The 13,261-nt window shown below is 68.0% G+C and carries 12 protein-coding genes and 1 pseudogene; 8 read left to right on the top strand and 5 right to left on the bottom strand.

Going from position 1 to position 13,261, the window contains the following annotated elements:
- Positions 1 to 238: 238 nt before the first annotated feature.
- Entirely contained in the window at positions 239 to 559 is a 321-nt protein-coding gene (gene clpS, locus ACIPR8_RS17150; RefSeq protein ID WP_132863519.1) for an ATP-dependent Clp protease adapter ClpS, read from the bottom strand.
- 103 nt (positions 560 to 662) lie between these two features.
- On the opposite strand from clpS, the gene ACIPR8_RS17155 reads away from it, so the two are divergent.
- The 6 genes from ACIPR8_RS17155 (at position 663) to ACIPR8_RS17180 (ending at position 4,943) form a co-directional block, all read left to right on the top strand.
- The gene (locus ACIPR8_RS17155; protein WP_446541807.1) at positions 663 to 1,145 is read left to right on the top strand and encodes a YbjN domain-containing protein; all 483 of its coding nucleotides are present in this window, start codon (positions 663 to 665) and stop codon (positions 1,143 to 1,145) included.
- A gap of 2 nt (positions 1,146 to 1,147) precedes the next feature.
- On the top strand, positions 1,148 to 1,609 hold the full coding sequence (locus tag ACIPR8_RS17160; protein ID WP_446541808.1) for an NUDIX hydrolase: 462 nt from the start codon (positions 1,148 to 1,150) through the stop codon (positions 1,607 to 1,609).
- Positions 1,606 to 2,727, top strand: a complete 1,122-nt coding sequence (gene mnmA, locus ACIPR8_RS17165; protein WP_446541809.1) for a tRNA 2-thiouridine(34) synthase MnmA — start codon at positions 1,606 to 1,608, stop codon at positions 2,725 to 2,727. The genes ACIPR8_RS17160 and mnmA overlap by 4 nt, the downstream gene beginning before the upstream one ends.
- Before the next feature lie 9 nt (positions 2,728 to 2,736).
- Positions 2,737 to 3,351: a high frequency lysogenization protein HflD gene (hflD, locus tag ACIPR8_RS17170; RefSeq protein ID WP_132863515.1), complete on the top strand. Its 615-nt coding sequence runs from the start codon at positions 2,737 to 2,739 to the stop codon at positions 3,349 to 3,351.
- Positions 3,352 to 3,475: 124 nt separating this feature from the next.
- Entirely contained in the window at positions 3,476 to 4,666 is a 1,191-nt protein-coding gene (locus ACIPR8_RS17175) for a methyl-accepting chemotaxis protein (RefSeq protein ID WP_132863514.1), read from the top strand.
- A gap of 85 nt (positions 4,667 to 4,751) precedes the next feature.
- On the top strand, positions 4,752 to 4,943 hold the full coding sequence (locus ACIPR8_RS17180; RefSeq protein ID WP_446541810.1) for a hypothetical protein: 192 nt from the start codon (positions 4,752 to 4,754) through the stop codon (positions 4,941 to 4,943).
- A 402-nt stretch (positions 4,944 to 5,345) separates the two neighbouring features.
- Here the strand turns inward: ACIPR8_RS17180 and ACIPR8_RS17185 are convergent, their stop codons facing one another.
- Positions 5,346 to 8,105 carry a bifunctional diguanylate cyclase/phosphodiesterase gene (locus ACIPR8_RS17185; protein WP_446541811.1) on the bottom strand — a complete coding sequence of 920 codons (2,760 nt, stop codon included), beginning with the start codon at positions 8,103 to 8,105 and terminating at the stop codon, positions 5,346 to 5,348.
- A 404-nt stretch (positions 8,106 to 8,509) separates the two neighbouring features.
- On the opposite strand from ACIPR8_RS17185, the pseudogene ACIPR8_RS17190 reads away from it, so the two are divergent.
- A pseudogene (locus ACIPR8_RS17190) lies at positions 8,510 to 9,475 on the top strand (ATP-binding protein); the annotation flags it as partial.
- 23 nt (positions 9,476 to 9,498) lie between these two features.
- Positions 9,499 to 11,229, top strand: coding sequence for an EAL domain-containing protein (locus ACIPR8_RS17195; RefSeq protein ID WP_132863507.1), 1,731 nt, complete (start codon positions 9,499 to 9,501; stop codon positions 11,227 to 11,229).
- 44 nt (positions 11,230 to 11,273) lie between these two features.
- Here the strand turns inward: ACIPR8_RS17195 and ACIPR8_RS17200 are convergent, their stop codons facing one another.
- The 3 genes from ACIPR8_RS17200 to flgM form a co-directional block, all read right to left on the bottom strand.
- Entirely contained in the window at positions 11,274 to 12,494 is a 1,221-nt protein-coding gene (locus ACIPR8_RS17200; protein ID WP_132863506.1) for an ATP-binding protein, read from the bottom strand.
- A 110-nt stretch (positions 12,495 to 12,604) separates the two neighbouring features.
- Positions 12,605 to 12,931, bottom strand: coding sequence for a flagellar protein FlgN (locus tag ACIPR8_RS17205; protein ID WP_446541812.1), 327 nt, complete (start codon positions 12,929 to 12,931; stop codon positions 12,605 to 12,607).
- 8 nt (positions 12,932 to 12,939) lie between these two features.
- A complete protein-coding gene (gene flgM, locus ACIPR8_RS17210) occupies positions 12,940 to 13,242 on the bottom strand; it encodes a flagellar biosynthesis anti-sigma factor FlgM (protein ID WP_446541813.1) in 303 nt (100 codons plus the stop codon).
- Positions 13,243 to 13,261 lie beyond the last annotated feature (19 nt).

Below are 13,261 nucleotides of genomic sequence, written 5' to 3' on the forward strand. Positions count from 1 at the left end.
ACTGCACGTTTTCCAGCACCCTAGCGGCGTTCATGTAGAGGCCACGTCAGCAGGAAGTGGGGATTCGTTCACCCGGTGAATCCGGCATTCAGCTTCAAGAGCAAGGCGTGACGGCCGTTGCGCCCCGAGGGGCGGCCAACGGTGGCGCAGGCGGGAAAGTGTTTCCCATCGGGGACACAGCCGGCGCCCTGGAAAACCGGCCCGGCAGGCAGGTGCGCGAGCGGCGACGGCGGGCGGCTCAGGCGCGCTCCATCGTGCACAGCAGCGGATGCTGGTTCATCCGCGAGAACTCGTTGACCTGGGCGACCTTGGTCTCGGCCACCTCACGGCTGTACACCCCGCAGATGCCGCGGCCGCGGGTATGGACGTGCAGCATCACCTGCGTGGCCTTGTCCAGGTCCATCGAGAAGAAGTTCTGCAGCACCGTCACCACGAAGTCCATCGGGGTGTAGTCGTCGTTGAGCAGCATCACCTGGTACTGCGGCGGCGGCGCGATCTCGGGCTTGCCGGGGGCAACCAGCAGGCCGTGCTCGTTGTCATGTTGGGGCTTCTGGGGCATCGGGCAATTATAGCGGTTTGCCGGCTTCGACCTTCAGCCATTGGACGACACCCCCCTGCCCACCGCACAATTTGCAGGTCAACCAACCACTGACGGGGAAAACATGAAGAAGTCTGTAACCGGCATCGTCATCGCAGCACTGATGACCGCAGCCGCAGGAAGCGCAGTCGCCGGTGAACCGGACCGTGCCATCGGTCGCCTGCTGGATTCACTGGAGTACAAGTACGAGGTCGACGAGGACGGTGACTACCGGCTGGTGTTCGAGCTGGACAACGACCGTACCCAGCTGGTCTACGTGCGCTCCAACGTCGAGTCCTACGGCACCCATAACGTCCGCGAGATCTGGTCGCCCGGCTACAAGTCGCCGAGCCCGGACTTCCCGGCCAGCGTCGCCAACCGCCTGCTCGAGGACTCCAATGCCTCCAAGCTGGGCGCCTGGGTGAAGCAGCAGGACCTGGCGGTGTTCGTGGTCAAGATCGACGCCGACGCCGACGCCACTGCCAAGCAGCTTTCCGATGCCATCGACGCGGCCTCGGCCAGCGCCGACGAGATTGAGCTGGAGCTGACCAAGGCGGACGAATACTGAGCGTGGACACCGCGCAGCCCCCGCGCTGGTCGCCACGCGTGACCGTGGCCACCGTTGTCTCCCGCGCGGGGCAACTGCTGCTGGTGGAAGAGGAAAAAGGCGGCCGGCGGGTGCTGAACCAACCGGCCGGCCACCTGGAGGCCGGTGAAACCCTGCTGGAAGCCGCTATCCGCGAAACCCGCGAGGAGACCGGCTGGGAGGTGAAGCTGACCGGCTTCATCGGCACCTACCAGTGGGTGGCCGGCGATGGCACGCCGTTCCTGCGTTTCGCCTTCGCCGCCGAGCCGTTGCGCCACCACCCGGAGCAGGCGCTGGACGACGGCATCGTGCAGGCGTTGTGGCTTACCCCAACCGCGCTGCAGGCCGACATGGCCCGCCTGCGCAGTCCGCTGGTCTGGCAGACCGTTTCCGATTGGCTGGCTGGCCAGCGTTATCCGTTGTCGATGTTGAGGCAGGTGCAGTGAGTAGTCCCGGTGTAGTCGTAGGGGTGTCCGGTGGCGTGGATTCGTCCGTCGCCGCGTTGACCCTGGTCCAGAACGGCCTGGACGTGGCCGGCCTGTTCATGCAGAACTGGGCCGATGACGGCAGCGGCCATTGCCGCGCCGAGGAAGATCGCCGCGACGCGGTGGCGGTGTGTGGCCGGCTGGGCATCCCGTTCCACTTCCGTGATTTTTCCAACGAATACTGGCAGGGCGTGTTCGAGCACTTCCTCGCCGAATACGCGGCCGGCCGCACGCCCAACCCGGACGTGCTGTGCAACCGCGAGGTGAAGTTCAAGCACTTCCTGGACGCGGCCCGCGAGCTGGGCGCCGAGCGCATCGCCACCGGCCACTATGCCCAGGTGGTGGAGTCCGGCGGCCGTTGGCGGCTGCTGCGCGGCGCCGACCGTGGCAAGGACCAGAGCTACTTCCTGCACCAGTTGGGCCAGGCCCAGCTGGCGGCCACGCTGTTCCCGATCGGCCACCTGGAGAAGAGCGCGCTGCGCCGCATCGCCCGCGAGACCGGCCTGCCTACCCATGCCAAGAAGGACTCCACCGGCATCTGTTTCATCGGCGAACGTGATTTCCGCGAGTTCCTGGGCCAGTACCTGCCCGCCCGCGAGGGCGAGATCCAGGACCCGGACGGCAAGGTCATCGCCCGCCACCCGGGGGTGTTCTACTTCACCCTGGGCCAGCGCGAAGGCCTGAACATCGGCGGGGTACGTGGCCGTCCGGCCGCGCCGTGGTTCGTGGTCGGCAAGGACGTGGCGCGCAACGTGCTGTACGTGGACCAGGGCCATGACAGCCCGTGGCTGCAGTCCAACTGGCTGCGCAGCGAGGCCATGCACTGGATTGCCGGCGCGCCCCCGGCGCGGCGCTTCGACTGCACCGCACAGACCCGCTACCGCCAGCCGGACGAGCCCTGTACCGTCCAGGTACGTGACGATGGCACGCTGGACGTGCATTTCACCCGCCCGCAGCGGGCGGTGACCCCCGGCCAGTCGCTGGTGCTGTACGACGGCGCCGAGTGCCTGGGCGGCGCCGTGATCGCCGCCACCGATGCTCCCTTGGAGCGCCGGCTTGGCGCTCCCGTTTCCCCTTGAGAGGTAACCATGAGTTTTTCCATCGATGACCGCGTGCTTGCCGTGGCCGGCATTGCCCAGGCGCTGCAGCAGGTACGTCGCATCGCCGAAACCGGCCATTCGGACAACGCCATCGTGCGGACCGCGATGGACAGCGTGATGCGCATCGACGCGGCCTCCCCGGCTGCGGTGTACGGCAGCGTCACGCAGGTGGAGCCGGGCCTGCGCCTGGTGCGCGACTACTTCCGCAACCAGGGCAAGGACGACCTGCTGCCGCGCCTGGCGCTGTCGGTGATGCAGCTGGAGCGCCGCTTCGTCCGCGAGGACGCGGCCGTGGACAAGGTGACCGCCGGCATCCGCCGCACCGCCGACCGCGCCCTGGAGCTGGGCGACAGCAGCCACCCGGACGTGTTGATGGCCATGGGCACTCTGTATGCCGACACCATCAGCCAGCTCAAGCCGCGGATCATGGTCCAGGGCAACCCGCACTACCTCGGCCAGGCCGCGGTGGTCTCAGAGATCCGGGCGCTGCTGCTGGCGGCGGTACGCTCGGCGGTGCTGTGGCGCCAGCTGGGCGGCACCTACTGGGATTTCCTGTTCTCGCGCCGGAGCATGCTCGAAGCCATCGAGCGCCGCGTGCGTTGAGGCAACGGCCTGCCGCCCTCCCCGGCCGCAGGCCTTCACGCCGATGTCCCCGGATTGCGCGCGCAGGGCTAAAGACACCCTGCCCACGGCCGATACAGCAACCGTGACTCTCCCGAGAACGTCCATGTACGCACGTATTGCAATCCGCCTGGCCGCCCCCCTGGTCCTTACTTTCCTGCTGCCGCTCGCCGTGGCATTCACCTGGCCCGCCGCGGTGCTCTGGGCAATCCTGACCACCATGGTGCTCAGCTGGCTGGTGTTTGCCTGGTGGAGCGTGCATTCGCAGACCCAACGCTCGCCCGAGCATGCCCGCGTGATGCGCGAACAGGACATGCTGCTCAACGAGCTGCGCAGCTTCGTCAGCAACGAGATCGAAGGCTCGCGCAATGAAGTCGAGCGCGCCCGCGAACTGATCCGCCAGGCCGTCGCCGGGCTGGGCAGCAGCTTCGATGCGATGAACCGCAAGTCGCGCCAGCAGAGCCAGGCCCTGGCCCGCGTGGTCGACCGTGCCGGTGAAGACGGCAGCGCCGGCGTGGACGTGGCCCGTTTCGCCCAGCACGCCAGCCAGCAGATGGAACAGCTGGTCGAGGCACTGGAGGAAGTCAGCGGCCAGAGCAGCACCACCGTGCAGCACATCGACCAGATGGCCCAGCACCTGGATGGCATCTTCTCGCTGCTGGAGGACGTGAAGTCCATCGCCGACCAGACCAACCTGCTCGCCCTCAATGCCGCGATCGAAGCGGCCCGCGCCGGCGAAGCCGGCCGAGGTTTCGCCGTGGTGGCCGACGAGGTGCGCAACCTGTCCGAGCGTTCGACCACCTTCAACGAGCAGATCCGCAAGTTGGCCCACAGCTCCAAGGACGCCATCGCCAAGGTGCGCGAGACCGTCTCGCACATGGCCTCGCGCGACATGGACCGCTCGCGTGAAGCCCGCCACGAAGCCGCCGCCATGCTCGACAACGTGGCCGCGATCAACGCGTCGCTGGGCGACGGCATGCGCGAGATCTCCGAGTGCGGCCGCGCCATCGACGGCAGTGTCGCCGAAGCGGTGCGTGCACTGCAGTTCGAGGACATCGCCACCCAGACCCTGGGCGGCGTGCACACCCACCTGGACCGCCTGGGCACCATCAACCGCGAAGCCGTGGCCCTGCAGGAGCTGCTGCATCGCAATGGCGGCGTGTTCGATGGCGAACTGGTCAACGCCCTGCAGCGCACCGGCAGCCGCCTGCGCGAGCTGCGCAGCGAGTGGGAACGCCCGCCGCACAAGCCGGTGACCCAGCAGAGCATGGGCGCAGGTACGGTTGAGCTGTTCTGATACCCCACCAGGCGTCCAGAACCCGGCCCCGGCGAAAGCCGGGGCTTTGTCATGTCCGTCGCTGGGCGGATCACGGGAGACCCGGATGAGCCACCAAGCGGCCGATGACGGGGTGGTCTTGGCCGCCCCCTCCTGCCTGAGCCGCGCCGAACAGTTGCAGCGACTGGAGCAGTCCAGCCGCGATGAGCTGATGGCGCTGTACCGCGATGCACGGATTGGCGTGGCAAGCGAGGAGTGGCTGGTGACCAGCATCCAATGGGACCTGGCGGTGGTCTAGGCGGCGACGGACGCGGGGCGTCGTCGCCGTGGCTGCGGGACTTGCCGCTGCCCTGGGGCAGTTGGCCGGGGAAGCCGGAAGCGTGCTTGAGCTTCGGTTGCAGCCGCGGTTTCGCCCCCGAGGGCGCTCCTAACGCGTCAGTGCTGCTGGAGCGGTCTTGGCCGCGAAGCTGGTGTTGGTGCAGACCGCGCGTGTCGGGAATGCAATGCAGTTACCGGCTCCGGTGGCAGCCGTGGTTTCGCGTCCCAGGGCGCTCTCCTACCGTGTCAGTGCTGTTGGAGCGGCCTTGGCCGCGATGCCGGTGTTGATGCAGACCATGTGCGTCGGTAACGCAATGCGGCTACCGGCTCCGGAGGCAATCGTGGTTTCGCGCCCGAAGGCGCTCCTGCCGGGCCTGCGCGCTCACAGGGTGGCGGTGATCCGGCTGTGTTCGGCCGGAGGAGGCGTGCTGGTGTCGCAGCCCCCCTCGCGCAGCCAGCGCATCATCTCGCGTGAACGCAAGGGCTTGGAGTACAGGTAGCCCTGCAGCTCGTCGCAGCCCTGCCGGCGCAGCATGGCCTCCTCGGCGGTTGTTTCCACGCCTTCGGCCACCACCCGCATGCCCAGCGCGTGGCCCAGGTGCACGATGGCCTGGGTGACCTCGGCGGTACCGGCGTCATGCAGCATGCCCTGCACGAAGCTGCGGTCGATCTTCAGCCGCTGCACCGGGAACCGGTTGAGGTAATGCAGGTTGGAGAATCCGGTACCAAAGTCATCCACCGCCAGCGGCACGCCATGCTGCTCGAACACGTCGAAGCACTGGCGCAGGGCCTCGGTGTCGCGGATCAGGGCCGACTCGGTCAGCTCCAGCTCCAGGCGCCGCGGCGACCAGCCGTGACGGTCGCAGATCGCGATCACGCGCTCGGCGAAGCCGCGCTCGCGCAACTGGATGGCCGAGACATTGACCGCGATGCGGTCAAAACGCAGCCCGGCCTGCTCCCAGACCACGGCCTGGCGGCATACCTCGTTCAGGACCCAATCGCCGATGCGGATGATTTCCCCGCACTTCTCCGCGATCGGGATGAACTCGGCCGGACTGCACGGACCGATGCGGGGGGTGTTCCAGCGCAGCAGTGCCTCGATGGAAGGCGCATGGCCTTCGCGGGTATGGATCAGCGGCTGGTAGGCCAGGCTGAACTCGTCCCGGTCCAGCGCACCGTTCAGTGCGTGCTCGATCTCGAGCAACCGCTGGGTGCGTGCCAGCGCATCCTGGCTGTAGTACTGGTAGGTGTTGCGGCCGGCTTCCTTGGCGGCATGCATGGCCGCATCGGCCGCGCGCAGCAAGGTGTCGAAGTCGTTGCGGGTCTCGTCCAGCAGGGCGATGCCCACGCTGGCGCCCACCTTGAGGGTGGCGTCCTCGCGATACAGCGGCTCGGCCAACGAGGCGATCAGCTTGCGGGCCACGTGGCCGGCGTCCTCCGGCTCGGCCAGGTTGCGCAGCACGACGATGAACTCGTCGCCGTTGAAGCGGGCGAACAGGTCGGCGTTGCGCAGGTTCTGGTGCAGGCGCGAGGCGGCGGCCTTGAGCAGGATGTCGCCGGTGGCATGGCCGAAGGTGTCGTTGATGCCCTTGAAGCCGTCCAGGTCGACGAACAGCATGGCCAGTATCGCGCCGCGCTCGCGTGCTTCGAGGATGGCCTCGGAGGCCTGCTCGCGCAGCAGCATGCGGTTCGGCAGACCGGTGAGCAGGTCGTAGTGGGCCAGCAGTTCCAGGCGCTCATCGGCCTCGCGCTCGCGGGTGATGTCGCGGAACAGCACCACATGGCGCTCCGGCAGGCCGTCGCGGCGGTCCAGCTCGATCAGCACCTGCACCCAGACACGTTGTCCGGAGGGACGATAGAAGCACAGGTCCAACTGCTCGGGCAGCCCGCCCTGGGCGATGCGCGCCAGGGCCGCCTCGAAGCTGTCGCGCGAGTCCGGCGTGTACAGGGCCAGCGCCTGGTCCAGCGTGACCGGTGCCTTGCGCAGGCCATGGATGCGGTAGCACTCCTCGGTCCATTGCATCTCGCGGGTACTGGCCTCGATCTCGCAGCCACCGATCCTGCCCAGCGCGGATACGCGGTTGAGCAGCTCGGTACGCCAACGGATCAACGCGTCGGTACGGTGCTGGCCGCTGATGTTCTGTACCTGGCCAACCACGCGCCGCAGCCGCCCGGACGCATCGTGCTCGGGCTCCAGCCAGACCCGCAGCTGCTGTTGCAGCACCGGCTCGCGGCCCCAGCACACTTCGAACTCGGTGGCCTGCGGGTCGGCATGCAGGCGTCGCCAGACCGTCAGCAGGTGGCGACGGGCGTCGCGCCCGAGCTGCCGCATCCAGCCCCAGCCCGATGGCAGGGAGCCTGCCTCCACGCCGATCGCGGCGTGGCTCTCGGGCGACCATTGCATCCGTTGCCGGCCGCAATCCCAGCTCCAGCTGCCCATGCCGGCCACGCGCTGGGCGCGGCACAGCAGCGCGTGCTGCGCACGCAGGTCGTCTTCCAGCGCCTTCAGCGGCTGGATGTCGGTGTAGGTGCCGGCCATGCGCAGCGGCTGGCCGTCGGCCGCGTGCGCCACCACCCTGCCGCGGTCCAGCACCCAGCGCCACTGGCCCTGGGCGTCACGGATGCGGAACTGGCAGGCGAAGGGCTGCGCGGGGTCGTGCAGGTGCGCGGCGATGGCCTGGCGCAGCAGCGGCTGCTCGTCCGGATGCACGCTGTCCATCAGCCGCAGCTCGGTGTGGGTTCCGTGCGGTCCGCGGCGGGTGAGCCGGTCGGCGGCCACGTCCCAGTCCCAGGCGACGTTGCCACCGGCCTCCATGGCCGCCAGCCATTGGGCGGCGTGCGCGGAGGCGTCGGTGGAGTACGAATACAGGTAGCCGAGCAGGCTCCCGCCCGGATCGTGGACGGCGCTGAGCCAGCCATCCAGCCGCGCCTGGCCATCCGGCAACGGGCAGCTGACCGCCTTCTGCCCGGGCGCCTGCGCCCGACAGCCCGCCAACTGCGCGCAATAGCGCGACAAGCGTTCGTGCAGGCGCAATTCCCTGGCCTTGGCGTTGGCCGCCAGGGGCTGTCCATCCACGTCCAGCAGCACCAGGGCCGCGTTCAATGGGTGGTTAAGCAGGCTTGCGATTACCCCGCGATCCACGCGCTCTTTCTCCTGCCCGGGAATCCGGGGACAGGAGTGATAACGGCAGCAATCCGGTGGAATTGAGCATTACGTCGCGCGGCACCCGGACAACTCGTTAAGATGACATCACGCAATCCATACCCAGCATGTCGAACATGGAAGCCGGCAAGGCCCCCATTCCACCCGCGTCCGTGCCTGTCCGTCGCCTCCAGCGACAGCACCGCGTGCTTTTGCGGGTGGTCGGGCTGTGCGGGCTGGTGCTGGCGGTGGCATTTCTGTTCATGCGGCTGCTCGTCGGCAGCCCTTCAGAAAATGTGATGTTCATCGCAGTGGCGTTGACCGTTGGCGGGATCCTGATCGGCTGGCTGTGCCGTCCGTCCGGCATGCGGCAGGCCCCCACCCCACCGGCGGCGCCCTCGTCCTTCAGGCAGATCAGTGACAACCTGCCCGACGCGGTGATCATCGCTGGCGCCGACCAGGTGCTGTACGCCAACGCCTCTGCCGGGCGCATGCTCGGGATCCGCACCGGGATGCCCGCCACCGCACTGTCCGAACTGCGCGCCGCGCGCACCCAACAACCTTCGCTCGCGCGCCTGCTGCTGCATCACCCCTGCGGCGGTGCGTTCCAGGCATCGCTCAGCGCGGGCCCGGTGGTTCATGAGGGCCAGGCCGCCGAGCGCTTCGTCATCCGTGACCTGAGCGAGCTGGAACAGGGACGCGCCGCGCTGGCGGCCAGCAATGCCGAACTGCAGGCCATGGCCGGGCGGTTGTTCTCGCTGCAGGAGGACGAACGCCGCTCGATTTCCCGTGACCTGCACGACGACATCGGCCAGGCGATCACCGCGATGAAGCTGGCTGCCTTCGCCGCCCGCGAGGAAGAGCTGGCCGAACGCCGCCGCGAGGACATCGACCAGATCATCGAACTGGCCGACAGCACCGTGATCCGGTTGCGCAACCTGTCCATGCTGTTGCGCCCGCCGCAGCTGGACGCGCTCGGACTGGAGGCTGCCTTGCGCTGGCAGGCCGGCATGCTGTTCCGCTCCACGCCGGTGGAGCTGCTGCTGGACGTGCGCACGCTCAGCCAGCGCCCGGGCAACGAGGTGGAGCAGGCCTGCTTCCGCATCGCCCAGGAAGGGCTGACCAATGCGCTGCGCCATGCCCGTGCCAGCCAGGTCTCGCTGCTGCTGCAGGACGCCCCCGAAGGCGGCCTGCACCTGCGGGTGATCGACGATGGCGAGGGATTCGACCCCAACGGACCGCGCGGATTGGGCATGATCGTGATGCGCGAACGCGCGCAGAGTGCCGGTGGCCGCCTGCGCATCGAAACCGCGCCGGGCGAAGGCACCTGCATCGACCTGCACCTGCCCTGCCCCGCGCTCCCGCATTAACCGATTTTCCAGGACCCCCGCCGATGTGGAATTCCCCCGCCGCCGTGCTTGCCGATCGCAACGATGTGCGCCCCGTGCGCCTCGGCGCCGGCAATCCCGAGTTCGCCGCGATGGTCGAGTCCGCTCGCCGCAACGGCCCGTCGATGATGCTGTTGCACCTGGACATCGACCACTTCGCCTCGGTCAACGAGAACATGAGCGCCGAAGTGGGCGACCAGGCACTGGTACTGATCGCCGACCGGCTGCGCAACTTCCTGGATGGCCGCGGCAAGCTGTGGCGGCACGGCAGCGATGAATTCCTGATCGCGGTGGAGCGCGGCGGCAATGTGCCGCCGCCGGAGGAATTGGCCGAGCAGCTGCGCCAGCAGATCGAGCTGCCCCTGTCGGTGTTGCCGTACACCCTGTTCCTGACCGGCAAGATCGGCGCGGCGCTGTGCCCCGAACATGCCACCAACCCCACCACCCTGCTGGACTTGGCCGAGGATGCGCTGCACCAGGCCGCGCGCGAGGGCGGCAACGCGGTGCACGTGCACGTGCTGCACAAGCCCAGCAGCGCGCACAGCGAGAGCATCATTTCGCGGCAACTGGTGGATGCCATCGACAACGGCGAGCTGCGCCTGCGCTACCAGCCGCTGGTGAGTGCGCGCGACGGCCACGTGGTCGGCATGGAAGCGCTGCTGCGCTGGCAGTCACCCACCCTCGGCATGCTGGTACCCGAGCGCTTCATGCGCACCGCCGAGCGGCTGGGCATCATCGTGCAGATCGGTGCGTGGGTACTGGAGATGACCCTGCGCCAGGCCCGGCTGTGGCGCGACCAGGGCTTCGAGGACTTCAACGTCGCCGTCAATGTCTCCACCCTGCAGCTGCTGCGCCCGAACTTCTTCACCGAGGTGATGGCGCTGCTGCAGGGCATCGGCGTCCCCCCGCGCATGCTGACCCTGGAGATCAACGAAAGCGCGCTGACCAACAACGTCAACTTCGTCCACGAGACCCTGGCCAACCTGCGCAACGAAGGCATCAGCCTGTGCCTGGACAACTTCGGCACCGGTGATTCCAGCCTGAGCGCGTTGGTCCGCTATCCGGTGGACAAGCTCAAGATCGACCGCAGCTTCATCAAGAGCGCGCCGGCGGCCAACCGCGAGGCGGCCATCAGTCGCGCCATCATCGCCATGGGTCACCAGCTGGGCATGACCGTGATCGCCAATGGCGTGGAATCGCAGGCACAGCTCGGCTTCCTGCGCCGCAATGACTGCGATGTGTTCCAGGGCTACCTGTTCGGCGAGCCGATGTCCTCCGACGCGGCCGGCATGACGTTGCGCCGCCGCTACCTGCGCCCGGAAGCCTTCGCCGAGACCCGCCCGGACCGCACCCTGCTGCTGCTCGATGACGAGGAGAACGTGCTGCGTTCGCTGGTGCGCCTGTTCCGCCGCGACGGTTACCGCATCCTGGCCGCCGGCAATGTGCGTGACGCCTTCGACCTGCTGGCGATCAACGACGTGCAGGTGATCCTGTCCGACCAGCGCATGAGCGACATGAGCGGCACCGAGTTCCTGGGCCGGGTGAAGATGCTCTATCCGGACACGATCCGGCTGGTGCTGTCCGGCTACACCGACCTGAACACCGTCACCGACGCGATCAACCGCGGCGCGATCTATCGCTTCCTGACCAAGCCGTGGAACGACGACGAGCTGCGCGAGCACATCCGCCAGGCCTTCCGCACCCACGACGAGAAGCGCGGCGGGATTCCGACGTAGCGCCGGCGTGGACGGGCGGTTCGGCTTCGCGCCCGGGGGTGTTGCTACTTGGGCTGGCGGACCGGCAGCACGATGCGGAAGCGCGAACCTTCGCCAACCGTGCTCTCCACGTCGATGCGGCCGTGGTGCTTGTTGATGATGCCGTAGGAGATCGACAGGCCCAGGCCGGTACCGCTGCCGACCGGCTTGGTGGTGAAGAACGGGTCGAAGATGCGCTGGCGCAGTTCCGGCGAGATGCCGGCGCCGTCGTCCTCGAACTGCACCCAGACCTCCTCGCCCTCCACCCCGGTGCTGACGATGATGTTGCCGCGCTCGGCGATGGCGTGGCCGGCGTTGAGCAGCAGGTTCATGTAGACCTGGTTCAACTCCGACGGCAGGCACTCGATCATCGGCAGCTCGCCGTAATGGCGCTCCAGCGTGACCTTGTACTTGAGCTCGTTCCAGATGATGTTGATGGTCGACTCGAGGCCGGCGTGCAGGTCGGCCAGCTTCCAGGACTCGTCGCGGCCGGAGTACGAGAAGTCCTTCAGGTCGCGCACGATACGGGTCACCCGCTCGATGCCCTCGCGGGATTCGGCCATCAGCTGCGGCAGGTCGCGGCTGATGAAGTCGATGTCCAGGCGGTCGCGGATGTCGTCGATCTCGGCGATCAGCGCCTTGGGGTCCGGCGCACGCAAGGCGCGCTCGTAGGCCTCGATGACGGTGAACAGGCTGCGCAGGTATTCCTGCAGGCTGCCCAGGTTGGAATGCACGTAACCGATCGGGTTGTTGATCTCGTGGGCCACGCCCGCGGCCAGCTGGCCGATGGAGGCCATCTTCTCCGACTGCAGCAGCTTCTCCTGGGCACCGTTGAGGCGCAGGTAGGCCTGGCGCAGCTCGGCGTGGCGCTGCTGCAGCTCGCGCTCGTAGTCCTCCGGGCCATCCACCTGCTGGAACAACGCCAGGAAGGATTCCCCGGCCGCGTCGGCATGATGGTGCAGGTGCACGGTGATCACGCGCTCGCCGATCGGCAGGCTGCCATTCCAGTTGCCACTCTCGCGGACCTGCGGGATCGCGAAGGACGGCAACAGCCGTTCCAGCTCGCGGGCCAGGCCGCTGCTGCCGGCTTCATCGACGCCGAACAGCTCACGTACCAGCGCATTGGCGATGCTCACCTCCAGCCGGTTGTTGAACACCAGCAGGCCATGCTTGACCCGCTCACCAAGGGCGCGCAGGGCGGCCGACGACGGAAGGGGGGCCAGGGAAGGGGTATCGATCTGGGTCACGGCGGTACGGCACTGAAACGGGGCCGTCACTATAGCCGGATGCCGGCAGGCGTTTGCTGCCGGACTGCGCGTTTGCGTGCTTCAACAGCCGCCGCAGCGGGCGGCCGGACTCAGGCCACTGCCAACGGTCGGCGTGCCTGCAGGGTTTCAGTCTGGCCCTTGGCGTCGTATGCCGGGGCATCTTCGCTGCGACCGAGCTGGCGCAAGGTCCAGTTGACCTCGCGGCGGCGGCGCGACAGCAGTACGCCGTTGGCCTGGTTGCGTTCGGCCAGTTCCTTCAGGCGACCGGCAGCGTTGAGCGGCGGATTGCGCTCCAGTTCGCGCAGGGCTTCCAGCTTCCGGCCGGTCGCGGCGACCAGTGCCGGCACGTCATGCTCGACCAGGGCGCGCTGCTCGCCTTCCAGCGCCTCGCTCAACCGCTGCAGCGGATCGGCCATGGTGAGGTTCATCCCTGCAGCTGCCGGTCCAGGTCCAGCATGCGCGAGGCAATGGCGTCGGGGTTGATCCGGTAGCTGCCGTTCTCCAGGGCCTGGCGCACGGCCTGCACGCGGGACGGGTCGATGGCCGAGGCGTTGCTCAGCTCGCGCTGCATGGCCTGCAACTGGGTGGCCTCACCGGTCAGGCGGACGCTGTCGGCCGCCTGCACCGCCTGGGCCTTGGACTCGCCGGCCGGGGCGACCCGGGTGTTGACCGCAATACTGCGCATCTGCGCCGCTGCTGCGATTCCGCCGTCGATTTTCTGGCTCATGTGATGGGATTCCTGATTC

Source organism: Stenotrophomonas sp. LARHCG68 (assembly GCF_052871705.1).